Below are 22,999 nucleotides of genomic sequence, written 5' to 3'. Positions count from 1 at the left end.
CGGAACGATCCACGGTGTTGCGTGTTGTCACGGCAGGAGGCACACAATGTTCACGACATTCGCCAAGATGACCGCCGCCGCTGCCCTGACCCTGACCACCCTTGCGCTGCCCGCCGGGGGCGAGTTGCCCGGAGAGATGGGTGCGACCCATGAGGATGGGCCCTACAGCTGGCTGCCCGAGGCGATGGCGCACGGCGACGGCCCGCTGCCCGATGCCGCGCCAGAGATGACGCCAGAGGAGGAACGCGAGTTGATCGCGATGCTGAGCGCCGAGGCCGGGGAGTCCTGAACGCTTGACCCCTCCCCCCGCTCTGCTAACCAAGAGCGCAGGCCGGGCCTGTAGCTCAATGGTTAGAGCAGGGCGCTCATAACGCCTTGGTTGGGGGTTCGAGTCCCTCCGGGCCTACCATTTTCGACGGAACTGAATCGCGTCGGGTTTGCCGGAGGCTGGTTGGTCTTGGCTACGCAGGCATCTCTGATCCTTCCAGAGCCACATAGAAATTTCCCTCGGCCACCGCTGGTGGAATGTTCCCGAAGGGCTCCAGTATGCGGCGGCTGTCAGGACTCGCCGCAGGCACTTCATGGTTGCGCGCTTCGAGACCGGACGTTGGCTCTGCAATCCGTCTTCGCAGCGCGCAGCCAACCCGGTTCCTCGGCCCCCTTCCCCAAACCGTTCTTTCACGGTAGTGTGACGTTGAAACGCCCGAGAAAGAGGCTGTCGAGCAGATGATCCGGACCCGGAGCCTTGCGCCCCTTGCGGGGGCAGCCTGCCTTGCGCTGGCCGCTTGCGGTCCCGGAGGCATGGGCGGCACCGTTCCCGCCGTCGCCAGTTTCACCGAACCCGAAGTCACCCGCTTCAAGACCGAAGCGCCGCCCGGCAGCAACCCCGACGCTTGCTATGGACGCGACGTGTCCCCCGCGACCGTCGAGACGATCACAGAACAGGTGTTGCTTCAACCCGCCGAGGTGCGCAGCGACGGCACGGTGATCTATCCCGCCGTCTACAAGACCGAGACCCAGCAGCGCATCGTGAAAGAGCGGCGAGAGTTGTGGTTCGAGACCCCATGCACCCGCGATCTGACGCCCGATTTCGTCGCCTCGCTGCAACGGGCGCTCGATGCACGTGGATATTACCGTGGCCCGTTCTCGGGCGAGATGGATGCCCGCACCCGCGCCGCCGTGCGCGCCTATCAAAAGCCGCAAGGGCTCGACAGCGGGATCGTGTCCTCGGCGGCGGCGCGCAAGCTAGGGCTTGTCGCGGTCGGCCCGGTGCCCGAGGGGCTGGGCCCGATCACCGAGGTTCCGGTGACGCCCGAGACGGGACCGGCGTTCAAGCTGGACGCCATCGAGTTCACCAGCGGCAGCACCGCGCCACCCATCGTCGAGGTGGCCGAGGAGGCCCGCCCGCGGATGCTGCCCGCCTACGGACGCTTCTGATCGGCGCAGCGAAAAAGGGCGCCCCGAAGGGCGCCCAGCTTCGGACAGTGAAATCCGCTCTTACTCTTCGATCGACAGGGCCACGAAACGCGGCTCGCCCGCCCGGCGGATGAGAAGCAGAAGCGACTTGCGCCCGGCCTCCCGCGCCTCTTCGATGCGGTCCTCGAAGTTCGCCACCGTAACGACCTGCTGCTGGCCCGCTTCGGTTATCAGATCACCTGCACGAAGGCCTTTCTCATAGGCTTCCGAGTCGGCGTCGACGTCCACCACGACCAGGCCCTCTGCCCCCTCGTCGAGGCCAAGCTGCTCGCGCAGTTCGGGTGTCAGGGACGAGATGGTCAGACCCATCATGCTAAGTTCCGTCGGCTCTTCTGGTTCGGCGCCGGGCTGTGCGGCGGGAATGCCCTCGGCCTCTTCGCGGCGTCCAAGCGTGACGTCCAGCGTCACTTCCTCGCCGTCGCGCCAGACGACGACCGGAACGGTCGCGCCGACGTTGGCACTGCCGACGATGCGCACCAATTCGCGCGTGTCTTCGACTTCGGTGCCGTTGAACGACAGGATCACGTCGCGCGCTTCCATGCCGGCGTCCATGGCGGGGCCTTCGGGCACGTCGGTGATAAGCGCACCGCGCGCCTCCTCAAGCTCCAGCGCTTCGGCCAGCTCGTCGGTGACGTCCTGGATGCGGACACCCAGCCAGCCCCGGCGCGTCTCGCCGAATTCCTGAAGCTGGTCGACCACGTTGGTGACGACGTTCGATGCCATCGCAAAGCCGATGCCGATGGACCCGCCATTCGGCGACAGGATCGCGGTGTTCACGCCGATCACCTCGCCGTTGAGGTTGAACAACGGACCGCCCGAGTTGCCCCGGTTGATCGCGGCGTCGGTCTGCAGAAAGTCGTCATAGCTGCCCGACAGGGCGCGGCCTCGAGCCGAGACGATCCCGGCAGAGACGGAAAAGCCCTGCCCAAGCGGGTTGCCCATCGCCATGACCCAGTCGCCCACGCGCATCGCCTCGCTGTCGCCGAACTCGACGAAGGGCAGCGGCTCGTCCGACTCGACCTTGAGAAGGGCGATGTCGGTCGTGGGATCGGTGCCGACCACGGTTGCGTCCAGCGTCCGGCCCGAGAAGAACTCGATGGTGATCTCGTCTGCAGTCTCGATGACGTGGTTGTTGGTGACGATAAAGCCGTCTTCCGAGATCACGAAGCCCGAGCCAAGCGCGGACGAGCGGCGCGGCCGGTCGTTCGGCACGCCGGGTCCGTTACGCTCCATGAAGTCGCGGAAGAATTCCTCGAAGGGCGAGCCTTCGGGAAGCGTCGGCATGTCACCGGCCGGGGCGGCGACGTTGGTCGATGTGGTAATGTTGACGACGGCGGGGCTGACCTGGTCGGCCAGGTCCGCGAAGGTGGCCGGACGCTCTTGCGCCCCGGCCGAGAGGGTTTGCGCCATGACCAGCGCAGCCCCGATAATCAGAACCCAGATCGCGCGGAGCGGATGCGCGATGGGTGTGTCTATGGTCTTTGCCTGAGGTGTCACTCTGAACTCCTTGTCAATACCGCCTCGAAAGGACGGCTTTGCTGTGTCGCGCTGGCAACATCTCAGATAGGTGCCATGAAGCTCAACTCAAAGGCTGTCGCGCTCACTCAACTACATGTGACGGGTCTGTAACGCTGCGCGCAGTCTATCAAAGACCAAGCCACCGCGCGAGAGCGATCAGGAAAACCCCGGTCGCAAGCGCCGCGGCGCCGATCAGGCGACGGGTTTCGACGGGCAGGTCGGCGAAGGCGCGCAGCAGGTTTTCGATACGCGAAGGGGCCAGTGCAAGCACCAGCCCCTCGATGACGCAGACAGCGCCGATTGCGAAGACGATCAGCGTCACGCTGACTGCCTCAGTTCGATGCGCCGTCGACTGCAGGCACGTTGACCGCATCGCCCGCCGCGCTGTCGGCCGAAGCCGCAGAGCCTGCCCCACGCGCCGCCCGGTCGGGCGGTGCAATCCCGCCGTAGGGGTCGGCGAGGTAGTTGAAGAAGGCGCTGTTGGGCGTAATCACGAGGCTAGAGTTCGAGCCGGTGATTGCGTTCGAATAGGCCGTCAGCGAGCGATAGAATTCAAAGAATTCCTCATCCTGACCATAGGCTTCGGCGTAGATGTTGCTTCGCGCCGCATCAGCCTCGCCTCGGATGATCTCGGCTTCGCGGCTGGCATCCGATGTCAGTTCGACCACCGAACGGTCGGCCTGGGCCCGGATCCTGAGCGCGGCTTCTTCACCGCGCGCGATTTCGTCCGTCGCCTCACGCTGACGTTCGGCCCGCATCCGGGCGAAGGTAGCGTCAAGGTTCTGGTCGGGCAGGTTCGTCTGCTTGAGACGCACATCGACGACGTCGATGCCAAGATTCTGCGCCGAGACCCGCGCGTTCTCGCGGATGCGCAGCATCAGCGCGGCCCGTTCGGACGACAGGATCGTGTTCGACGTCACCTGGTCCGCACCCAGAACCTCCCTGATCTGCGAGTTCAGGATCGACGCAAGCCGGTCCTCGGCGACGGCAAGACCGCCGACACCGACCGCCTGGCGAAACTGCACCACGTCCGCGATCCGGTAGCGGGCGAAGGCATCGACGACCAGACGACGGTCATCCGAAGGCGTCACCTCGATCACGGGCGTGTCGATCGACAGGATGCGGTCGTCGTATTTCACGACTTCCTGGATGAACGGGATCTTGAAGCCGACACCCGGGTCTTCCTTCACGGCCTTGATCTGGCCGAATTGCAGGACAAGCGCCCGCTCACGCTCATCGACGACAAAGATCGAGGACAGGCCGATGAAGGCAAGCGCCACGACGAGCGGCAAAAGCAGAGTTTTCATGTTCATGGCTCAGTTCCCTTCCGACTGCTGGGCGCCCGTCGTTCGGCGCAACTCGTTCAGCGGAAGATAGGGAACGACGCCCTGCCCGCCTGCACCGCCTGACGACACGCTTTCGTCCAGGATAATCTTGTCGACGTCGCCCAGCACCTGTTCCATCGTCTCGATATAAAGACGGCGGCGGGTGACTTCCGGCGCGTCTTCGTACTCGCCCAGGATGGACACGAAACGGCTTGCCTCACCCTGTGCCTCGTTCACGACGCGGGCGCGGTAGCCTTCGGCTTGCTCCAGCGTCTGTGCCGCTTCACCGCGCGCGCCCGCAAGGACCCGGTTGGCATAGGCATCGGCCTGGCGTTCCAGCCGGTCGCGTTCCTGTTCCGCCGCCTGAACCTCGCGGAAGGCGTCGATCACCTCTTCGGGCGGATCGGCCTTGTCGAGGTTGACCCGGATGATCCGGATGCCCGACTGGTATTCGTTCAGGGTCTGCTGGATCAGCTCCTCGGCCCGGTTGGCGATCGCGCCACGGTCACGGTTGAGGATCGGCGCCAGTTCCGACGCCGCGATGATCTCGCGCATGGCCGATTCAGACACCGCGCGCACGGTCGCATCAGGGTCGCGCAGGTTGAACAGGAACAGCGCCGGGTCCGAGATGTTCCAGACAACCTGGAAATCGAGGTCGACGACATTCTCGTCCGTGGTCAGCATCAGGCCGCTGTCGTTGCCGCGCGCACCGGCGGCGCCGATCGTCTCGGTCTGTTCGCGGGTGACCGGCACGACCGTGTAGGTCGCAACAGGCCAGGGCGCGAAGTTCAGGCCGGGCTCGCCGATCTCGGAGAACTGGCCGAGGAACAATTCGACCGACTGTTCTTCGGGCCGAACCGAATAGAGCGAGGCGAAAAGCCATAGCGCAAAGGCGCCAAGCGCGCCCAGAAGCACCGTGTTGCGGGTGAACTTGAACCCGCCGCCACCGCCGCCGCCACCGCGCGGGCCGTTGTTGCCACCGCCGCGACCGCCCATGAGAACGCGCAGCTGTTCCTGCCCCTTCCGGACGATCTGATCGATTTCCGGGATGTTTCCAGAGCCCTGTGGCCCGGGCTTGCGCCCACCGCCGTTGTTACGGTCGTCATCGTCCCCGCCGCGGTTTCCACCGCCTCCCCAGGGTCCGCCGTTATTCGACGTCATCCAGATGCCTCTCATTTTCCCCATCAACTTAGTTCCTTCTGTCCGCTCACACCTGTGCACGAAACCTTGGAAATCAAGCGGTCCTGACGGGCTGCTTCATCAACACGATCTCTTCGGCCATGGTCGGATGCACCGCGACGGTGCGGTCGAAATCTTCCTTGGTGCCGCCCATCTTGACGATGACGCCCGCCAGCTGGATCATCTCGCCCGCGCCGGGTGCGATGATATGGCACCCCAGAACCTTGCGGCTGGCGGCCGATACGACCAGCTTGAACAGCACCCGTTCCTCACGGCCGATAAAGGCTTTCTGCATGGGCCGGAACGCCGCGCAGTAGACCTCGATCTCTTCGCGCTCGCGCGCCTGTTCCTCGGTCAGACCGACCGAGCCGTATTCGGGCTGGGTGAAGACGGCAGAGGGAATGCAGTCGTGATCGGCCTTGGTCGGGGCGCCGCCAAAGACGGTGTCGGCAAAGGCATGACCCTCGCGGATCGCCACCGGGGTAAGGTTCACACGGTCGGTCACGTCTCCGACAGCGTAGATCGAGGGGACGGAGGATTGCGAATAGGCATCCACCTCGATCTGGCCCCAGCGGCCCAGCTTCACGCCGATTTCTTCCAGTCCAAGCCCGTGGCTGTTCGGCTTGCGCCCCGTGGCATAAAGCACCTGGTCATAGACCCCGGTGCGCCCGTCGCTGCCCTTGACCCAGATGCGCCCGTCGTCCTGCTTTTTCATCTCGGCCACGTCGCAGCCGGTGTGCAGGTCGATCCCGCGCTCGCGCATCAATTCCGCGATGTGCCCCCGCGCCTCGTCGTCAAAGCCGCGCAGGATTTGCGCGCCGCGATAGAACTGATGCGTTTCGGTGCCGAGGCCGTTGAAGATGCAGGCAAATTCGCAAGCGATATAGCCGCCGCCGACGATCAGGATGGATTTCGGCTGCTCTTCCAGAAGGAAGACGTCATTCGACGAGATCGCATGCTCGATCCCGGGCGTTTCCCCGGGAAGGAATGGATAGCCGCCGGTGGCGATCAGGATGTGCTTTGCCGTGAACAGCTTGCCCGACGACAGCTTGACGGTATGCGCATCCTCGAGCGTCGCGCGGGCGTCAAATATCTCGACCCCCGGCTTTTCGAGGTTGGTGCGGTAGATGCCTTCAAGCCGGTTCAGTTCCGCCCGCAGCTTGCCCATGAACATCGGCCAGTCGAACGCGCCCTCTTTCAGATCCCAGCCGTAGTCGCGCGCCTCGCGGGCATGTTCGGCGTAGGTCGAGGCGAACACCATCAGCTTTTTCGGAACGCAGCCCCGAATGACGCAGGTGCCGCCCATGCGGTATTCCTCGGCCAGCGCGACCTTGGCGCCGTGCTGGGCCGAAATGCGCGCCGCGCGCACGCCGCCCGATCCGCCGCCGATCACGAAGAGGTCGTAGTCGAAAGTCGCCATGCCCTGCCCTTCTGCTCTCAGTCGCCGAGGTCCGAGAACAGGTTCGTGCTCTCGGCCAGTTCGATCTGGCTTTGCTCGCGGGTGCCTTCGTTGATGTCGGTCACCTCGACGCGCCCGTCGCCATAGCCGATCACCACCACGTCGCAGATGTCGATGAACAGCCCGTTCTCGACGACGCCGGGGATCTGGTTCAGCACCAGCGCGGTCTGGCGCGGGTTGCCGATGCGGTGCAGGTGCAGATCGAGGATGTGGTTGCCCTCGTCCGTCACATAGGGCGCATCGCCGTTCAGACGCAGCGCGGCCTTGTCGCCCAGCACATCAAGCCCTGCCAGCGTTTCCTCGACCAGCGCCTTGGTGGTCTGCCAGCCAAAGGGGATCACCTCGACCGGCAGGGGAAAGTTGCCCAGCGCCTCGACACGCTTGGACGCGTCGGTGATGACGATCATCTGGTCCGAGGCCGTGGCCACGATCTTTTCCTGCAACAGCGCGCCACCGCCACCCTTGATGAGGTTGAGGTTGGGATCGAATTCGTCCGCGCCGTCGATGGTCAAATCAAGCCACTTGGCCTCGTCGAGAGAGATCACCTGGATGCCCAGCTTGCGCGCCAGCTCTGCCGTGCGGGTCGAGGTCGGCACGCCGCGAATCCGCAGGCCTTCCTCGCGCATCCGCTCGGCCAGGCAGCGCACCATCCACGCCGCCGTGGACCCGGTGCCAAGGCCGACCCGCATGCCGTCCTCGACATACTCCACCGCGCGCTTCGCCGCGACGAACTTTGCGGTGTCGATGGGCGACAGATCTCCGGACATGGCGCAGGCTCCCCTCAGGTCTCGCCCGCTTATAGGCAAAGGGGCGGCGGGGTGCGAGGGGCGAATTGCCCTGCCCCGATGTCCCCTGCCGTGCGCGGATGGTCGCATTCGGAACCCGCCGCGCGGGCGCACCATGCGACAGAGGGTGTCAACGCGTTGCCCGGCGCCCTACCCTCTGGCAAGCGCCGCACGTCCACACAGGCCCCCAACGGAGAGTCGCGATGTTCCTCAGCGTGTTCGAGATGTTCAAGGTCGGCATCGGCCCGTCCTCGTCCCACACCATGGGGCCGATGGTGGCGGCCGCGCGATTCCTCGACCGCTTGCGCGCCTCGCCCTTCACCGCGCACGGGCTGCGCGCGTCGCTGCACGGCTCGCTGGCCTTCACCGGCAAGGGCCACGCCACCGACCGCGCGGTGATCCTTGGGCTGGCAGGGTTCACGCCCGAGGAGTACGACGCCGAGGCCGCCGACGCCGAACTGGCGCGCATCTCGGTGCAGAACACCGTCAGGCCCGACGGGTTGTCGCCGCTGGTGTTCGATCCGCGCGGCGATCTGGTCTTTGACTATGACCGCCCCATTCCCGGCCACGCCAACGCGATGATCCTGATGGCGACGGACGCGCAGGGCGACGTGATCCTGCAGGAAACCTATTTCTCGGTCGGCGGCGGGTTCGTCCTCACCGAAGACGAGCTTGCGCAGGGCAAGGACACCGACGGCGGCGCGCCCGTCCCCTATCCGTTCAAGTCCGCCGCCGAGATGCTTGCGATGTGCGCCTCCGAAGGCAAGTCCATCGCCCAGCTCAAGCGCGCGAACGAGCTGTCCCGTCGCTCTGCCTCGGACCTCGACGGCGGCGTGCGCAAGCTGTGGCAGGTGATGCGCGACTGCATGGACCGGGGCCTGTCGACCGAGGGCCAATTGCCCGGCGGGCTGAACGTGCGCCGCCGCGCCGCCGCGATCCACGAGCGCCTGCAATCAGAGCGTGGTCTGAACCTTGCGGCGCCACACCAGATCAACGACTGGATCGCGACCTATGCGATGGCGGTGAACGAGGAGAACGCCGCCGGGGGGCAGGTCGTCACCGCGCCCACGAATGGCGCGGCCGGAACCGTGCCTGCGGTGATCCGTTACTGGCTGGATCATGTGCCGGGCGCCTCGCATGACCGGCTGCCCGATTTCCTGCTGACCGCTGCCGCGATCGGCGGGCTGGTCAAGCACAACGCCTCGATCTCGGGAGCGGAATGCGGCTGCCAGGCCGAAGTCGGCAGCGCCGCCGCCATGGCCGCCGCCGGATTGGCCGCTGTCATGGGCGGCACGCCCGAGCAGGTCGAGAACGCCGCCGAGATCGCGCTCGAGCATCATCTGGGCATGACCTGCGACCCGGTGCGCGGGCTGGTGCAGGTGCCGTGCATCGAGCGCAACGCGCTTGGGGCGATCAAGGCCATCAGCGCCGCCTCGCTTGCCCTGCGCGGCGATGGCCAGCATCTTGTGCCGCTGGATGCCTGCATCGAGACGATGCGCCAGACCGGCGCGGACATGAGCGAGAAATACAAGGAAACCGCATTGGGCGGGTTGGCGGTGAACGTGCCCAACTGCTGATGCGGTTGGCTCCTGTCAGCCCGACATCGGCACCATCGTGCCCTGCAGGATGGCGATATCGCGCCACACCTCGCCCTTGGCGACCCGCACCGTGGCCGTCACCACGACCAGCCGCCGCCCCATCTTGACCACTTCGCCCACCGCTTCCATCCGGTCGCCATCGGCGGGAGCCAGAAGGTTGATCTTCATTTCGGCGGTCAGCACCTCGTCCGCCTCGGCCATCAGCGACAACGCAGAATAGCCCGCCGCGCTGTCGCCCAGCGCAAAGGCCATCGCGGCATGGGCATAGCCGTGCTGCTGGCGCACGTTCTCGCGGATCGGCGCCGCAAGCGTGACCCGCCCCGGTGCCAGATCGACCATCTGCGCGCCAAGCGTGTCCATCATGCTTTGACGCGCAAAGCTGGTTCGCAACTTGCTTTCCCAGCCATCGAAGACAATCTGCATCGTGACTCCTCCCAGAGATGTCATACAACCTATTGTCGATTATGCATGAATGCTCTAGGCACCAAAATGCTCGCGGGTAAGTTGATAAGACTCAATGTTTAATTGGTTGGCCATTGTAAAGGCGTCGCTCCTGCGGAAGGAGGTCCTGCTGATCTGGGCGGGACTGACCCCGATCCTCGTGATCGCCGGACCCTTCGGAACCTACGACAAATCCATCCTGATTCAGTCCGCGCTGTTCTGGGGATTGGTCATCGGCTTGTCCATCCTGTTCGTGACGATGCTGCGCGTCCTTGCAGCGCAGATCGTGCCAGGCCGCTCCGAGGCGCGGCGCGTCGCGTTCGTGACCGGCGGCATGTTCCTTCTGATGACCCCCATCGTCATCGCGCTGGATGCGTCGATCTTCGGGGTCCGCCCCGAGGTGCCCCGCATCGTGATGTCGGTGGCCCTGGTGTCCGCCGCGCTGGGGGCCCTGCGCCTGTTCCTGCACCGCACAGGCGCCATACCCGCCACAGTGATGATCCTGTCCGAGGAGGCATCGGTCCCGGCGCCCGTTCCGCCACCGCCTGTCGCCGCGCCGCGCCTGCTTGCCCGTCTGGCCTGCGGTGATGCGCACATCCTGGCCCTGAGCGCGCGCAGCCACTACGTCACGGTGCGCACGAACCACGGGCCCGAGACGGTGCTCTTGCGGTTCTCGGACGCGCTGGAGGAACTCGAGGGGCTGGACGGCCTGCGCATCCACCGCTCGCATTGGGTGGCACGCGCGGCCGTCAGGCACGCGGACATGGGCCCGCAAAAGGCCACCGTGAGGCTGACCGACGGCACGGTCCTGCCGGTCAGCCGGACCTATCGAGACTCGGTCGAGGCAGCAGGCTTCCCCCCCGCCCCCTGAGCGCCCGGCATCGGCACGCGGTGCGGCGTAGGACCGGTCAGCACGGCATGCGCCTCGGGCCGCATGAGGCGGCGCAACTCAGGCGCATCCCAGCGCAGGCCGCCCGTATAGGTGCCGAACGCGGGCATCACGATCCGGTCGGCATCGTGCAGGAAACAGGGACGCGACACCTGCCGCCCGCGCGCCGCCAGCACCGCCTTTGGGTGATAATGCCCCGACACCTCGCCTGACGCGCTGGGCCGCGCGATGTGGCGCAGGGTCAGCGGCGCCTCGGGCAGTTCGGCCAGATGCGTGCCGCCCAGCGCCAGCGGGCCGGGGTCGTGGTTGCCCTCGATCCAGACCCAGCGCCGCCCCGCCATCAGCCGCATCAGCCACAGGCGTTCCGCTTCGGGCAACGCCTCGGACGCGGCGCGGTCGTCAAAACTGTCGCCAAGGCAGACGACGATTTTCGGGGCCAGCGCCTCGATCTCGGCGTCGAGCCGCGCCAGCGTATCGCGCGTCTCGTAGGGCGGCAGCATCTGGCCCGACCGCCGCGCCACCCGCTCGGATTTGCACAGGTGCAGGTCCGACACGACCAGCAGCGCGCGGCCCGGCCACCACAGCGCGCCGGTCCCGCGCGCCACCAGCGGGACGCCCGCCAACGTGATCTCGCACCCGTTCATGCTTCGTTCCTAGCCTTGTCCGAACCGTCAGGGCAAGCCCCTAGTAGGGCACGCGCCACGCCCGCCCCGGCTTTGGCTCGACCGTATCCAGCCCCGCCGTCGTCATCAGCCGCTCCGCCTCTTCCGCCAGCAGCCGCTCGGTCGCCGCGCCGTCCACCGGCACACGGCCCGGCTCAAGGAACAGCGGCGCGGCCAGCGGCGTGACCCGCGACAGGGTCAGGTGATCGACCCGGCCTTGCGTGCGCGCCAGCATCTCCTCGATGCGGCCGAAATCCACCAGCCCCTTCAGCGCCTCCTCGCGGGTGATGTCGAGCATCAGATGATCGGGGTCATAGCGGCGCAGCGTGTCATAGAGGATGTCGGACGAGAATGTCGCCTGCTTGCCGGATTTCTTCTGCCCGCCGGTCTGCCGGTCGATCAGCCCCGCGATCACGGCGCTGGCCTTGAAGGTGCGCTTCATCACCGCGTTGCCGCCCAGCCATGTCTCGAACGCCGCGCGCAGGCCGACCGCATCGAACAGCGGCGCGGGATCGGTCACGCGGTCCAGCCCCCAGATCAGCACCGCGTAATCGGTGGCGACGAACCCCATCGGGTTCAGCCCCGCCGCCTCCATCCGCTGCGTCAGCAAGAGCCCCAGCGTCTGCATCGCGTTGCGCCCGGCAAAGCCGTAGACACAGGTGTATTCGCGGCCCATGTCAGGGAAGCTTTCCACAAGGATGCGGTCGCGTTCGGGCAGTTTCGACACCCGCCGCTGCAGCGCGAGCCACTCGGCGGTGTGGCCGGGCAATTCGGGCCACGCCTCTTGCCGGAACATGTGCAGGATGCGGTCGGACAGCTGCGTCGAGGTGGCGAATTTCGTGCCCATGAAGGTCGCGATCTTGGGCGTCTTGTCGGGGCGGTTGCTGACCTCGACGGTCATCTCGCGCAGGCCCTCGTAGCGCACGACGCGGCCCCCGATGAGGAACGTGTCGCCGGGGGTCAGCGTGGCGGCAAAGCCTTCCTCGATCTCGCCGAGCGGCGCGCCGCCCCGCCCGCGCATCCGCACCTTCAGAAGATCGGTGTCCTGGATGGTGCCAAGGTTCATGCGGATCTGGCGGGTGGCGCGGGGATCGCGCAACTCCCAAAGCCCATCATCCCGCTGTTTCAGCCGCTGCCAGCGATCATAGGCGCGCAACGCGTAGCCACCGGTGGCGACGAAATCGAGGCAGTTGTCAAAGGCGGCGCGGCTCAGCCGGGCATAGGCGCCGACCGTCTTGACCTCTTGGAACAGTTCCTCTGCCTTGAACGGCCCCGCCGCCGCGCGGATCAGGATGTGCTGGCACAGAACGTCGCGCGGCCCCGGCCCGCGCGGGTCGCCGTCAAGCTGGTGGTCGCGCACCGCGCCCAGCGCAGCCACGCATTCGACAATCTCGAAACGGTTGGCGGGCACCAGAAGCGCCTTGGACGGCGCGTTGTAACGGTGATTTGCCCGCCCGATCCGCTGCACCAGCCGCTTGACGTTCTTGGGCGCACCGACCTGGATCACAAGGTCCACGTCGCCCCAGTCGATGCCAAGGTCCAGCGACCCGGTGCAGACGATGGCGCGCAACTCTCCTGCGACCATCGCCGCCTCGACCTTCGCACGCTGTTCGCGGGCAAGCGATCCGTGGTGAATGCCGATGGGCAGCGCGTCCTCGTTCTGCAGCCACAACTCGTGAAAGAAGATCTCGGCCTGCGCGCGGGTGTTGTGGAAGATCAGCGTCGTCTTGTGGCGTTTGACCTGTTCCAGCACCGCCGGGATCGCATAGCGCCCGCCGCCCCCGGCCCAGGGCGGCGGATCGTCGGTGTCCAGCATGGCGATGTCCGGTTCCGGCCCCGGATCGGCGTGCAGGATCGGACAGGGATCGGGATGGCGCGCAAGGAAGGACGCGATGGCGGCGGGGTCCTCGACTGTGGCCGACAGCCCGACGCGCCGCAGACCCGGTGCCATCGCCTGCACCCGCGACAGCGCCAACATCAACTGGTCGCCGCGCTTCGATTCCGCCAGCGCGTGGATTTCATCGACGATGATCCGTTTCACGCCCCCGAAGATGCGATGCGCGTCCTCGTAGGAGGTCAGCAGCGCAAGGCTTTCGGGCGTGGTCAGCAGGATATGCGGCGAATCGACCCGCTGGCGGCGCTTTTGCGTGGCGCTGGTGTCGCCGGTGCGGTCCTCGACGCGGATGTTCAGCCCCATCTCGGCAATCGGCGTGCCAAGGTTGCGGCGGATGTCGGCGGCCAGCGCCTTGAGCGGTGAGACATAGAGCGTGTGCAGCCCGTCGTGGTCGCCTTGCGACAGGTCCACCAACGTAGGAAGGAACCCCGCCAGCGTCTTGCCGCCGCCCGTCGGCGCGATCAGCAACAGTGACGGGTCGTCCGCACGCTCCAGCATCTCGATCTGATGGGGATGCGCCGCCCAGCCGCGCTGCGCGAACCAGTCGGCAAAGCGGGGCGGCAACAGGGGCGAGGCGGAAGGATCGTTCATCGTCCCCGCAGATAAGGCGCGAGGGACCGCGAGGCCAGTGCGGTCAGCTCTTGACCGAGCAATAGTCCTGCGCGCGGGTCCAGGCGGACATCTCGGCGCGCTTTTCGGCGGAATGGAACGGGCCCCAGTCGCGCATCCCGGTCGACACGGTGCCGCGTCGCGAGACTTGGGCCGCCGCGATCCGCACACCGCAGGACAGGTTCGCCTGCGGGTCCTTCAACGCCTCGCCCGACTGCGCAGCGCAGCCATAGGCGCGTGCCGTCCGCGGATCGATCTGCACCAACCCGAACCAGCGCCCGCCACCGCCAACGGCCTCGGGCCGCCAGGTGCTTTCATGCTTGGCCAGCGCCGACATCAGGCCCGCCCAGAACGCGGCGCGGTCGCTTGCGCTGCGGTTCGCATAATCGGGGCACCATTCCGTGATGTCTGCGGGGATCATGCCCGGCAGCGCCTCGCCGTGGGTTGAAAGCGCGCCCAGCGTCGCCGTCGTCCAGATCGCCGCATCGGGGCGAAAATCCCAGCGCATCACCGGCGGCTTGGCCGGTTCGGTCGTCTTTGGACCAGGAGACGCACAGGCGGACAAGCCGCACACAAGGGACAGAACGATCAGGAGGGGTTTCATCAAGGGTCATCGCGAAAGCACCGGACCTCTGCGCCCGGCACGTCGGCTTTAGCCCGAAACGCGCCCCCGGGCGACTCTGCTGGCTGCGCATCGGCGGGAGTCTGCCGGAACGGCCGCTTGAAACGCAGCGCGCAGGCACCCCAAGGACCTGCGCCGCCCCCCTCAACGGGGTCCTGGCCAGCCTTGCCCCCGGCACCGCGCTGACCTAGAACGCTGTCGATCAGCGAAAGGCCGCACCCATGCTCGACCTCACCTATGAGCCGCCGAAACCGAAAGTCATCCAGGGCGCCAAGCACGACTGGGAGCTTGTCATCGGCCTTGAAGTCCATGCGCAGGTCGCATCCAAGGCCAAGCTGTTCTCGGGTGCCTCGACGCAGTTCGGCGCCGAGCCGAATTCCAACGTTGCCTTCGTGGACGCCGCGATGCCGGGGATGCTGCCGGTCATCAACGAATTCTGCGTCGAACAGGCGGTGCGCACCGGGCTCGGCCTCAAGGCGTCGATCAACCTGCGCTCGGCCTTCGACCGCAAGAATTACTTCTACCCGGATCTGCCCCAAGGCTACCAGATCAGCCAGCTGTATCACCCCATCGTCGGCGAGGGCGAGGTGCTGGTGGACATGGCTCCCGGCATCGCCCGCCTGGTGCGGATCGAACGCATCCACATCGAACAGGACGCGGGCAAGTCGATCCACGACATGGACCCCAACATGTCCTTCGTGGACCTGAACCGCACCGGTGTCGCGCTGATGGAAATCGTCAGCCGCCCCGACATCCGCGGCCCCGAAGAGGCGGCGGCCTATGTCGTCAAGCTGCGCCAGATCATGCGCTATCTCGGCACCTGTGACGGCAACATGCAGAACGGCAACCTGCGCGCGGACGTGAACGTGTCGGTCTGCCGTCCGGGCGATTACGAGCGGTATCAGGAGACGCAGGATTTCAGCCATCTCGGCACCCGCTGCGAGATCAAGAACATGAACTCGATGCGCTTCATCCAGGCCGCGATCGAGTACGAAGCCCGCCGCCAGATCGCCCTGATCGAGGACGGCAAGGAGGTGGTGCAGGAAACCCGCCTCTACGATCCCGACAAGGGCGAGACGCGGTCGATGCGGTCCAAGGAAGAGGCGCATGATTACCGCTACTTCCCCTGCCCCGATCTTCTGCCGCTGGAAATCGAACAGGCCTGGGTCGACGACATCGCCGCGTCCCTGCCCGAACTGCCCGACGAGAAGCGCGCGCGTTTCGTGCTGGATTACGGCATGACCGAATACGACGCGTCGGTCCTGACGGCGGACGTCGAAAGCGCGATGTTCTTCGAGAACGTCGCGCGCGGCCGCGACGGCAAGACCGCCGCGAACTGGGTCATCAACGAGCTGTTCGGGCGGCTCAAGAAGGACGACCTCGGCATCAGCGAAAGCCCCGTCTCGGCCGCGCAACTCGGCGCGATCCTGGACCTTCTGGGCCGTGACGAGATCAGCGGCAAGATCGCCAAGGACCTGTTCGAGATCGTCTGGACGGAAGGCGGCGACCCCGCGCAGATCGTCGAAGACCGCGGCATGAAGCAGGTCACCGACACCGGCGCCATCGAGGCCGCCGTCGACGAGGTCATCGCCGCCAACCCCGGCCAGGTCGAGAAGGCCAAGGCCAACCCCAAGCTTGCGGGCTGGTTCGTCGGCCAGGTGATGAAGGCCACGGGCGGCAAGGCCAACCCCAAGGCGGTCAACGATCTGGTGGCGGCCAAGCTGGGCCTGTGACGGCGTGGAGCGCGACCTGATCGCCGTCCACAACGAAAACGGGTCAAGCTGCTGTCGGGCTTTTCCAACGCGCTCGGCCTGGGGCTGATCGGCTTTGCCGTGCTGCGCCCGTTGACCGAGAACCCCTTCTCGCTCGGCTGGCTGACCCTGTGGTGGGGCGCGGCAGGACTGGCATTTCACGTCGCCGCGCATCATATCTTGCGCAGGTCGCGAAAGGTGCCCTCGCCATGACGCTGTATGAATTCCTCGTCCCGGTCATCGCCTTCGCCGTCATCGGCGCGGGATACCTGCTGCTGCGGCGCAACGAGGCGCGCATCGACCGGCAGCTTGGCAAGACGCGGCACCACCCGGCGGAGTGACGCGGCGCGGGATTTATCCCGCCGACCCACCGCTTTGGATTGATCGAGACTGCCGATCCCGTATCCTGCACCTGATGCAGAGGTGGGTGCACTCATGAGTGATCGTCAGCAACTGGCCGAGCACGGCGTCGGCTTCTGCGTCGCGGGGCTTGGTCTTCTGGGCATGACGGCCGCTGCGCCGCTCACATCGCTCGCCGTTCTCGTGGCATGGGGGATGGACCGTCTGAACCGCTGCCCAGCGAAACGCAAGCGGGCTGCGGTGGACCGGGCCATCAAGGAAATCGAACGGCAGGGCGTCTCCGAACGCGGGATCCGGGCCGCGCTTCAACTCCTCAAGGAAAACCGCGGACGGGTGGCCATCGAACCCCGCCACCTGAAGGATGCCGAAATCCGCGGCAACTTTCCCGATGCGCTTTACGACATCGTCTTCGCAAAGGTCACCGTCCCTCAGGACGACGGCGTGCCGGGGATCATCAGGGGCGTCCTCTCTGCCGCCTACGAAGAGCTTCGGCTGGAGGAGGATTTTCACAAGGTCTTCGTGCAGGAATCCGTCGTCGAGCTGGAGCGCAGCCTGCAAGACGGCTTTGCTGATCTCCGCGCCGATATCGCCGAACTGAGAGAGGCCATCGAGAATGTCGGCGGGGCCAGCCGCGACGTGCTCGAACTCCTCGCCGCCCGCTTCGGGATCGCGGATGCCCATGACCGCTCCGACGCCGATCTTCGGCAGCTTCTGACCGACAAGGCGACCGAATACCGCGCGCTCAAGCGCGAGGTCGATGCCATCGACGACGGGCTGAAGCGGCTGTCGAACCTCAAGGCCGCAGCCCAAGACGCCATCGCGCGGGTCGATCTGGAAGAGGTCGAGGAAATCCTGTCCCGCGTGCAGGAGGTGGAACTGGAAGAGGCCGCGAAGACAGCGGAACTGCGCGCCGAGAACGCCCTGCTGCGCGGGCGGGTGGAACAGGCCTATCTGCTCTACGCCGCCGCCGCCGACAGCTTCGCCGCCGTGGACCCGCTGGAACCGGCGCGGCGGCGGTTGGCATACAATGACCCGCTATACCGGCATGGGATACGCTATGGAGGACCGGGATTGGCTCGAGCAGCCGAGATTGCACGAAGCGCAGCGACGGACGAACTATGCCGTCTGGACGGAAAACTTTGGGGAAAGCTCCAGAACAACCTCGCCAACGCGCTCTCAGACCAAGGCACCCGCACCGGCGGGGCGGAGGGCGCGGCGCTGCTGGCAGAGGCGGTCGCGGCCTATCGCGACGCGCTGACCGTCCACACCCGCGCAGACCATCCGGTGGACTGGGCCACGACCCAGAACAACCTCGCCCTCGCACTCCAAAACCAGGGCACCCGCACCGGCGGGGCGGAGGGTGCGGCGCTGCTGGCAGAGGCGGTCGCGGCCTATCGCGAAGCGCTCACCGTCCGCACCCGCGCGGACCATCCGGTGCAATGGGCCATGACCCAGAACAACCTCGGCATCGCGCTCCAGAACCAAGGCACCCGCACCGGCGGGGCGGAGGGCGCGGCGCTGCTGGCAGAGGCGGTCGCGGCCTATCGCGACGCGCTGACCGTCCGCACCCGCGCAGACCATCCGGTGCGCTGGGCCATGACCCAGAACAACCTCGCCATCGCGCTCCAGAACCAGGGCACCCGCACCGGCGGGCCGGAGGGCGCGGCGCTGCTGGAAGAGGCGGTGGAGGCGTATCGCGACGCGCTGACCGTCCGCACCCGCGCCGATCATCCGGTGGACTGGGCCATGACGCGGGAGAACATGGCGATCGCCGAGAAAGCCATCGCCGAACACGACAGCACGACCGACCCGCGCCCGCGTCTGGAAGCCGCGCTGGCGCATGTCGAGGCGGCGCTGGAGGTCTTTGACCCTGACCACACGCCCTACAACCACGACAAGGCCAGCGACCTGCGCGACGCCATCCGCGCCGCGTTGGAGGCGTAGGGCGGGACCTGTCCCGCCGCCCATGCTCGACCGTGGCGGGATAAATCCCGCCCTACGCGTCCAGCCACGCCTCCAGCCCCGCGATGCTGTCCAGCACCGCGTCCGCCAACGGCTCCAGCGCCGCGCGTTCTGCTGGCCCGGTCAGCACCGCCACCGCCACCATCCCCGCCGCACGCGCGCAGTGCAGGTCATGCGTCGAATCCCCGATCATCGCAATCCGCCCCGGGTCCACGCCCACCGCCCCTGCAAAGGCCAGCGCCATCCCCGGCCCCGGTTTCGCGCCGTGCCCGCTGTCATACCCTGCGATGAAGTCGAACGCGTCCTCCACGCCCGCGCCCGCCAGATGTGCCCGCGCAGGCCCTTCGGCGTCGTTCGTCGCCACGCCCAGCGCCAGCCCGCGCGCCCGCAACCCGGTCAGGAACGGCACCAGCGGCACCGCTTCCGCCTGCGGGGCCACGGCGGCGAGCGCATTGATCCGGGTGACCAGCCCCGCCAGCGTCGCCCCCGGCAGATGCGGCACCAGCCGCGACGCCACATCCTCGGGCGTGCCTGCGATGGCGATGCTGCCGGGCCTGAACCGCCCCGCCGCCAGGTCAAAGCCGACAGCATCCCCCAGCGCCTCGGCCCGCGCCGTATCTCCCCCCGACACCTCGTCCAGAAGCGCCTTTGCCCAAGGCTCCCACGTCGCGCGGAAGTCGAACAGCGTGCCGTCCTTGTCAAAGAGGATGCCCCCGATGCCTCGTGCCATGACGTCATCCTTTCGCCCCGCGTTGACTTGCCCCTAGCAGTAATTGACAGTGCAAACCATGTTGACCGGACCACGCTACCGCCTTCACGACTCGCTCGGGTATCACCTGTCCCTGGCCGCCCGGATCCAGGAACGCAGGCTCGACGAGGGCTTGCGCGCGCTGGGGCTGACGCGGATCACCTGGTGCGTGCTGCTGGCGGTTGGCAACGAGGACCTGACGCAGCCGTCCGATATCGCGGGCTTCGTCGGCATCGACCGCACTGCCACCAGCCGTGCGCTGCGGCAGATGGAGGATGCGGGGCTGATCGCGCGGCGGTCCGGCACCGGCGACAGGCGCACGACCGAGGTGGCGCTGACAACGCTCGGCGCCCGTCGGCTGAAAGAGGGAACGCCGCTGGCGCTGGCCAACAACGCGGCGATGGAGGCCAAGCTTGGGCCGGACGACGCCGGACACCTGACCGCGCTGCTGGCGCGGCTGGTCGAAGGCGAAGAGGCACTCAAGCAGCTTTGAGCGCGCCCCCGGGGAGGGAACATGGGAAAACTGAGGTCCTACGCGAAACGTCCCATGCACCTTGGGCCGTTTCCGCTGGAGCGGCTGGGCCGCATGGAGGCGGCCGAGGGGCTGGACACGCTCGCTCCGATGGAGGGGCTGTCGTTCCGCCGCCCGGACGATCCCCTGTCCATCGTGAACGCGATGCAGGACTATCAGGCGATGCTCGATGCCACCCGCGAAGGGCTGGTCAAGCGTGAACGGGCGGTGATCCCCGACGACGCGGATGAGCGCGCACGGCATCTCAAGGCGTTCGGCTACTACTGCGACGCCTCGATGGTGGGCATCTGCCGGTTGGACGATGCTGTGCATCTGGATACGCCTATCAAGAACCCCGACGTCGACCGTCTGGCCGACAAGCTGCGCACGATGCAGACCAAGACGCTTGCGGCGGGGGTCGATGTCATCATGGCGGGCCTGCGCGAAAGCCTTGCCCGCCCGCCGCAGGATTGCCGCCACCACACCCACGCGCTGGTGTTCCTGTACGATCTGCCGCGCGATCCCTCGGCTCAGGAGCCGGGCAGCGACTGGATCATGGATGCGCAGGCGCAGCGCGCCTGCCTGCGCGCGTCCGAAACGGCGGTGACGCTGGCGAACTACATCCGCATCCTTGGCCTCGATGCGCGGGCGCATTCAGGCGCGGCCTCGGACGTCGATCTGAACCGGCTGGCGGTCATGGCGGGGCTGGCGACCGTCGAGGACGGCGTGGCGGTCAATCCCTTCACCGGGCGCCGCTTCGGCCTTGCCGCGATCACCACGACGCTTTCGATGACGCCGGACAAGCCGCTGGCGCGCGGGCAGAAGCCGGGCTTCACCTACCTGTCGGGCATCGGGCGGCACGCGAAGAACGCGCTCAACCGCGATCCCTTTGCCAAGCGCGACTTCCGCGACGGCCCGCATGCCTTCGAGACGCTGAAACGCGTGGACGACCCCACGACCTACATCGACCGCGCCAATGTCGCCCGTGTGCCCAAACGCGCCAATATGTTCGCACGCTCGCTGTTCGGTGACCTCGGAAAAGGCCCGCAAGAGGCGGCGAAGAACGGCAACTACGTGCGCAAATCGGCCTCGGCCTTTGCCTTCCGCCCGTCGCTGGGCGCGTTCATCCTGTTGCAGGACGGCGAGACGCGCGACGTGCATCCCTCGACCCTCGATCCGGCGAAGAACGCCGACAACGTCAAGGCCGCGCTCTACTGGCTGGGGATCGACGCCTGCGGCATCTCGGCCTGCCCCGACTGGACCTATTACAGCCACGACGCGCGCGGCACGCCGATCACGCCCTACCACGACAACGCCATCTCGATGATCGTCGATCAGGGCCACGAGACGATGGAGGGCGCATCCGGCGACGACTGGATCGCCTGCGCGCAGTCGATGCGCGCCTACCTGCGCTTCTCCTTGCTGGGCGGGGTCATGGCCCAGCATATCCGCAACCTCGGTTACGGCGCCCGGACGCACACCGTGATGGATGACGAGGTGCTGCACCCGCCGCTTTTGCTTCTGGCGGGGTTGGGCGAGGTCAGCCGCATCGGCGAGGTGATCCTCAACCCCTTCCTCGGCCCGCGTCTGAAATCGGGCGTCATCACGACGACGATGCCGCTCACCCATGACAACCCAATCGACTTTGGCCTGCAGCGATTCTGCGAGGCGTGCAACAAATGCGCCCGCGAATGCCCATCAGGTGCGATCACCGCCGGGCCGAAGCTGATGTTCAACGGCTACGAGATCTGGAAATCCGACAGCCAGAAGTGCACCACCTACCGCGTCGGCCAGAAGAACGGCGCGATGTGCGGGCGCTGCATGAAGACCTGTCCGTGGAACCTTGAGGGGCTCTTCGCCGAGGCGCCGTTCCGCTGGGCGGCGATGAACCTGCCGGGGGCCGCAAAGGCGCTGGCGGCGCTGGACGACCGGATGGGCCGGGGCGAGGTGAACCCGGTCAAGAAATGGTGGTGGGACCTCGAGATGACCGACGAGGGCCCCTATGGCCCGCCCGCCGCGCCGGTGAATGAGCGCGGGCTGTCGAAGGATCTGGACCTGAAGTTCGAGGACCAGACGCTCGCGGTCTATCCCGCCCCCCTTGCGCCGCACCCGTGGCCCTTCCCCTACCCGATGGACCGCGAGGCAGGGATTGCCGCCTACAAGGCGATGATCCCGGCGGCGGAACACAAGCGTCACCGCGCGGCGGGCGATCCGCCCGAACACGTCTACACTGCGGGCAGTGGCCCCTCGCCGGTGATCGAAGTTGTGGTGTCCAAGGCCGAGCGCATGACCGACGCGGTCACGAAATACGAATTCCGCCGCCTCGATGGCGCGGACCTGCCAAGGGTCGCGGCGGGCGCGCATGTGGACGTGGTCGTCGCGCCCGAGTTCTTCCGGCAGTATTCGCTGTCGGGCGACCCTGCCGATGCGTCCGTCTACCAGATCGCCGTTCTGCGCGAAGACACCGGGCGCGGCGGGTCGAAACTGATGCACCGCATCTTCGAGCAAGGCCGCCACGTCTTCATCGGCCAGCCGCTGAACCATTTCCCGCTGCACGAGGATGCGACGTTCACCTACCTGATGGGCGGCGGAATCGGCGTGACGCCGATGATCGCGATGGCGCACCGGCTGCATGCCATCGGGGCCGATTTCGTGCTGCATTACTCCTGCTCGTTCCGCAAGAACGCCGGGTTCCTGGGCGATCTGGCGCAGGCGCCTTGGGCGGACCGCGTGCACTATCACTTCTCGGACGAAGGCAAGCGCGCCGACCTGACGCAACTGCTGGCGCACCGCGAGGGCGCGCATGTCTACACCTGCGGGCCGAACGCCTACATGGACGCGGTGATGGGTGCGGCCGAGGCGAACGGGTTTCCCGAAGAGGCGCGGCATCTCGAATACTTCTCGGTCCCCGAGACGCCGGAGTATGAGAACCACGACTTCACCCTGCGCCTGAGAGACGGCCGCGAGATCGCGGTGGCGGCGGATCAGGCGCCGACTGATGCGCTCTTGGCTGCGGGCGTGAAGGTGGACGTGAAATGCTCGGACGGGCTGTGCGGCGTGTGCAAGTGCCGCGTGGTGTCGGGTGCGGTCGAACACCGCGACTTCGTGCTGTCCAGGGCCGACCGCGAGAGCCACATGATCCTCTGCCAAAGCCGCGCGGCGGACCCGGGGGGCGTGGTCGAGATCGACCTCTGACACCTCGCGCCCAAA

20 protein-coding genes and 1 tRNA gene are annotated in these 22,999 nt (G+C 66.8%); 10 read left to right on the top strand and 11 right to left on the bottom strand.

The annotated features are described in order from the left end of the window. The first annotated feature begins 46 nt into the window (after window positions 1-46). The 3 genes from KTJ87_RS05015 to KTJ87_RS18140 all read left to right on the top strand — a co-directional run bounded on the left by KTJ87_RS05015 (window position 47) and on the right by KTJ87_RS18140 (window position 1,437). On the top strand, window positions 47-289 hold the full coding sequence (locus tag KTJ87_RS05015) for a hypothetical protein (protein ID WP_267138002.1): 243 nt from the start codon (window positions 47-49) through the stop codon (window positions 287-289). 44 nt (window positions 290-333) lie between these two features. Then, window positions 334-409 (top strand) — tRNA-Ile (locus tag KTJ87_RS05010). Between the two features lie 317 nt (window positions 410-726). After that, window positions 727-1,437 (top strand): peptidoglycan-binding domain-containing protein, encoded by a 711-nt coding sequence (locus tag KTJ87_RS18140; RefSeq protein WP_323371641.1) that lies wholly within the window; start codon window positions 727-729, stop codon window positions 1,435-1,437. A gap of 60 nt (window positions 1,438-1,497) precedes the next feature. On the opposite strand, the gene KTJ87_RS05000 is transcribed toward KTJ87_RS18140, so the two are convergent. The 6 genes from KTJ87_RS05000 to rpiA all read right to left on the bottom strand — a co-directional run bounded on the left by KTJ87_RS05000 (window position 1,498) and on the right by rpiA (window position 7,724). Beyond that, entirely contained in the window at window positions 1,498-2,886 is a 1,389-nt protein-coding gene (locus KTJ87_RS05000; protein WP_267138739.1) for a Do family serine endopeptidase, read from the bottom strand. A 235-nt stretch (window positions 2,887-3,121) separates the two neighbouring features. After that, window positions 3,122-3,316, bottom strand: a complete 195-nt coding sequence (locus KTJ87_RS04995; RefSeq protein WP_267138001.1) for a DUF2065 domain-containing protein — start codon at window positions 3,314-3,316, stop codon at window positions 3,122-3,124. Between the two features lie 10 nt (window positions 3,317-3,326). Continuing rightward, window positions 3,327-4,307: a protease modulator HflC gene (gene hflC, locus KTJ87_RS04990; RefSeq protein ID WP_267138000.1), complete on the bottom strand. Its 981-nt coding sequence runs from the start codon at window positions 4,305-4,307 to the stop codon at window positions 3,327-3,329. Window positions 4,308-4,310: 3 nt separating this feature from the next. Next, window positions 4,311-5,480: an FtsH protease activity modulator HflK gene (gene hflK, locus KTJ87_RS04985; RefSeq protein WP_267137999.1), complete on the bottom strand. Its 1,170-nt coding sequence runs from the start codon at window positions 5,478-5,480 to the stop codon at window positions 4,311-4,313. 73 nt (window positions 5,481-5,553) lie between these two features. Beyond that, entirely contained in the window at window positions 5,554-6,918 is a 1,365-nt protein-coding gene (gor, locus tag KTJ87_RS04980) for a glutathione-disulfide reductase (RefSeq protein ID WP_267137998.1), read from the bottom strand. A 17-nt stretch (window positions 6,919-6,935) separates the two neighbouring features. Further along, on the bottom strand, window positions 6,936-7,724 hold the full coding sequence (gene rpiA, locus KTJ87_RS04975; protein ID WP_267137997.1) for a ribose-5-phosphate isomerase RpiA: 789 nt from the start codon (window positions 7,722-7,724) through the stop codon (window positions 6,936-6,938). A gap of 221 nt (window positions 7,725-7,945) precedes the next feature. Between rpiA and KTJ87_RS04970 the strand changes: the two genes are divergently transcribed. Further along, a complete protein-coding gene (locus KTJ87_RS04970) occupies window positions 7,946-9,319 on the top strand; it encodes an L-serine ammonia-lyase (RefSeq protein ID WP_267137996.1) in 1,374 nt (457 codons plus the stop codon). A 15-nt stretch (window positions 9,320-9,334) separates the two neighbouring features. Here the strand turns inward: KTJ87_RS04970 and KTJ87_RS04965 are convergent, their stop codons facing one another. After that, the gene (locus KTJ87_RS04965; RefSeq protein WP_267137995.1) at window positions 9,335-9,763 is read right to left on the bottom strand and encodes a PaaI family thioesterase; all 429 of its coding nucleotides are present in this window, start codon (window positions 9,761-9,763) and stop codon (window positions 9,335-9,337) included. 106 nt (window positions 9,764-9,869) lie between these two features. Here KTJ87_RS04965 and KTJ87_RS04960 point away from each other — a divergent pair, with 106 nt between their 5' ends. Next, window positions 9,870-10,652, top strand: a complete 783-nt coding sequence (locus tag KTJ87_RS04960) for a LytTR family DNA-binding domain-containing protein (protein WP_267137994.1) — start codon at window positions 9,870-9,872, stop codon at window positions 10,650-10,652. Here the strand turns inward: KTJ87_RS04960 and pdeM are convergent. From pdeM to KTJ87_RS04945, 3 genes are read right to left on the bottom strand one after another with little or no spacing between them, the layout of a single operon-like run. Then, window positions 10,607-11,314 carry a ligase-associated DNA damage response endonuclease PdeM gene (gene pdeM / locus KTJ87_RS04955; RefSeq protein WP_267137993.1) on the bottom strand — a complete coding sequence of 236 codons (708 nt, stop codon included), beginning with the start codon at window positions 11,312-11,314 and terminating at the stop codon, window positions 10,607-10,609. The genes KTJ87_RS04960 and pdeM overlap by 46 nt on opposite strands. 40 nt (window positions 11,315-11,354) lie before the next feature. Beyond that, window positions 11,355-13,817, bottom strand: a complete 2,463-nt coding sequence (locus KTJ87_RS04950) for a ligase-associated DNA damage response DEXH box helicase (RefSeq protein ID WP_267137992.1) — start codon at window positions 13,815-13,817, stop codon at window positions 11,355-11,357. Window positions 13,818-13,860: 43 nt separating this feature from the next. Then, complete coding sequence (locus tag KTJ87_RS04945) at window positions 13,861-14,439, bottom strand: transglycosylase SLT domain-containing protein (RefSeq protein WP_267137991.1); 579 nt, start codon at window positions 14,437-14,439, stop codon at window positions 13,861-13,863. Window positions 14,440-14,678: 239 nt separating this feature from the next. On the opposite strand from KTJ87_RS04945, the gene gatB reads away from it, so the two are divergent. From gatB to KTJ87_RS04930, 3 genes are all read left to right on the top strand, one after another. After that, a complete protein-coding gene (gatB, locus tag KTJ87_RS04940; protein ID WP_267137990.1) occupies window positions 14,679-16,190 on the top strand; it encodes an Asp-tRNA(Asn)/Glu-tRNA(Gln) amidotransferase subunit GatB in 1,512 nt (503 codons plus the stop codon). A 227-nt stretch (window positions 16,191-16,417) separates the two neighbouring features. Next, entirely contained in the window at window positions 16,418-16,549 is a 132-nt protein-coding gene (locus tag KTJ87_RS04935) for a hypothetical protein (protein WP_267137989.1), read from the top strand. 94 nt (window positions 16,550-16,643) lie between these two features. Then, on the top strand, window positions 16,644-18,512 hold the full coding sequence (locus KTJ87_RS04930; protein ID WP_267137988.1) for an AAA family ATPase: 1,869 nt from the start codon (window positions 16,644-16,646) through the stop codon (window positions 18,510-18,512). A 52-nt stretch (window positions 18,513-18,564) separates the two neighbouring features. Here the strand turns inward: KTJ87_RS04930 and KTJ87_RS04925 are convergent, their stop codons facing one another. Beyond that, on the bottom strand, window positions 18,565-19,260 hold the full coding sequence (locus tag KTJ87_RS04925) for an HAD family hydrolase (protein WP_267137987.1): 696 nt from the start codon (window positions 19,258-19,260) through the stop codon (window positions 18,565-18,567). A gap of 58 nt (window positions 19,261-19,318) precedes the next feature. On the opposite strand from KTJ87_RS04925, the gene KTJ87_RS04920 reads away from it, so the two are divergent. Beyond that, entirely contained in the window at window positions 19,319-19,771 is a 453-nt protein-coding gene (locus KTJ87_RS04920) for a MarR family winged helix-turn-helix transcriptional regulator (protein WP_267137986.1), read from the top strand. 21 nt (window positions 19,772-19,792) lie between these two features. Next, window positions 19,793-22,984, top strand: coding sequence for a 2Fe-2S iron-sulfur cluster-binding protein (locus KTJ87_RS04915; protein ID WP_267137985.1), 3,192 nt, complete (start codon window positions 19,793-19,795; stop codon window positions 22,982-22,984). Window positions 22,985-22,999 lie beyond the last annotated feature (15 nt).

This window comes from Anianabacter salinae (assembly GCF_019061145.1).
Classification (GTDB): domain Bacteria; phylum Pseudomonadota; class Alphaproteobacteria; order Rhodobacterales; family Rhodobacteraceae; genus Anianibacter; species Anianibacter salinarum.
Note: the sequence above shows the minus strand (reverse complement) of the source record. Positions and strands in the feature narration are given on the sequence as shown.

Excerpts from the sequence above, each read along its gene's own strand:
- KTJ87_RS05015 (WP_267138002.1), top strand. The coding sequence starts at position 47 with ATGTTCACGACATTCGCCAAGATGACCGCCGCCGCTGCCCTGACCCTG.
- KTJ87_RS04925 (WP_267137987.1), bottom strand. The coding sequence starts at position 19,260 with ATGGCACGAGGCATCGGGGGCATCCTCTTTGACAAGGACGGCACGCTG.
- KTJ87_RS04935 (WP_267137989.1), top strand. The coding sequence starts at position 16,418 with ATGACGCTGTATGAATTCCTCGTCCCGGTCATCGCCTTCGCCGTCATC.
- gor (WP_267137998.1), bottom strand. The coding sequence starts at position 6,918 with ATGGCGACTTTCGACTACGACCTCTTCGTGATCGGCGGCGGATCGGGC.
- hflC (WP_267138000.1), bottom strand. The coding sequence starts at position 4,307 with ATGAACATGAAAACTCTGCTTTTGCCGCTCGTCGTGGCGCTTGCCTTC.
- gatB (WP_267137990.1), top strand. The coding sequence starts at position 14,679 with ATGCTCGACCTCACCTATGAGCCGCCGAAACCGAAAGTCATCCAGGGC.
- hflK (WP_267137999.1), bottom strand. The coding sequence starts at position 5,480 with ATGACGTCGAATAACGGCGGACCCTGGGGAGGCGGTGGAAACCGCGGC.
- KTJ87_RS04920 (WP_267137986.1), top strand. The coding sequence starts at position 19,319 with ATGTTGACCGGACCACGCTACCGCCTTCACGACTCGCTCGGGTATCAC.
- KTJ87_RS04965 (WP_267137995.1), bottom strand. The coding sequence starts at position 9,763 with ATGCAGATTGTCTTCGATGGCTGGGAAAGCAAGTTGCGAACCAGCTTT.
- KTJ87_RS04950 (WP_267137992.1), bottom strand. The coding sequence starts at position 13,817 with ATGAACGATCCTTCCGCCTCGCCCCTGTTGCCGCCCCGCTTTGCCGAC.
- KTJ87_RS04970 (WP_267137996.1), top strand. The coding sequence starts at position 7,946 with ATGTTCCTCAGCGTGTTCGAGATGTTCAAGGTCGGCATCGGCCCGTCC.
- KTJ87_RS04915 (WP_267137985.1), top strand. The coding sequence starts at position 19,793 with ATGGGAAAACTGAGGTCCTACGCGAAACGTCCCATGCACCTTGGGCCG.
- rpiA (WP_267137997.1), bottom strand. The coding sequence starts at position 7,724 with ATGTCCGGAGATCTGTCGCCCATCGACACCGCAAAGTTCGTCGCGGCG.
- pdeM (WP_267137993.1), bottom strand. The coding sequence starts at position 11,314 with ATGAACGGGTGCGAGATCACGTTGGCGGGCGTCCCGCTGGTGGCGCGC.
- KTJ87_RS18140 (WP_323371641.1), top strand. The coding sequence starts at position 727 with ATGATCCGGACCCGGAGCCTTGCGCCCCTTGCGGGGGCAGCCTGCCTT.
- KTJ87_RS05000 (WP_267138739.1), bottom strand. The coding sequence starts at position 2,886 with ATGGCGCAAACCCTCTCGGCCGGGGCGCAAGAGCGTCCGGCCACCTTC.
- KTJ87_RS04930 (WP_267137988.1), top strand. The coding sequence starts at position 16,644 with ATGAGTGATCGTCAGCAACTGGCCGAGCACGGCGTCGGCTTCTGCGTC.
- KTJ87_RS04945 (WP_267137991.1), bottom strand. The coding sequence starts at position 14,439 with ATGAAACCCCTCCTGATCGTTCTGTCCCTTGTGTGCGGCTTGTCCGCC.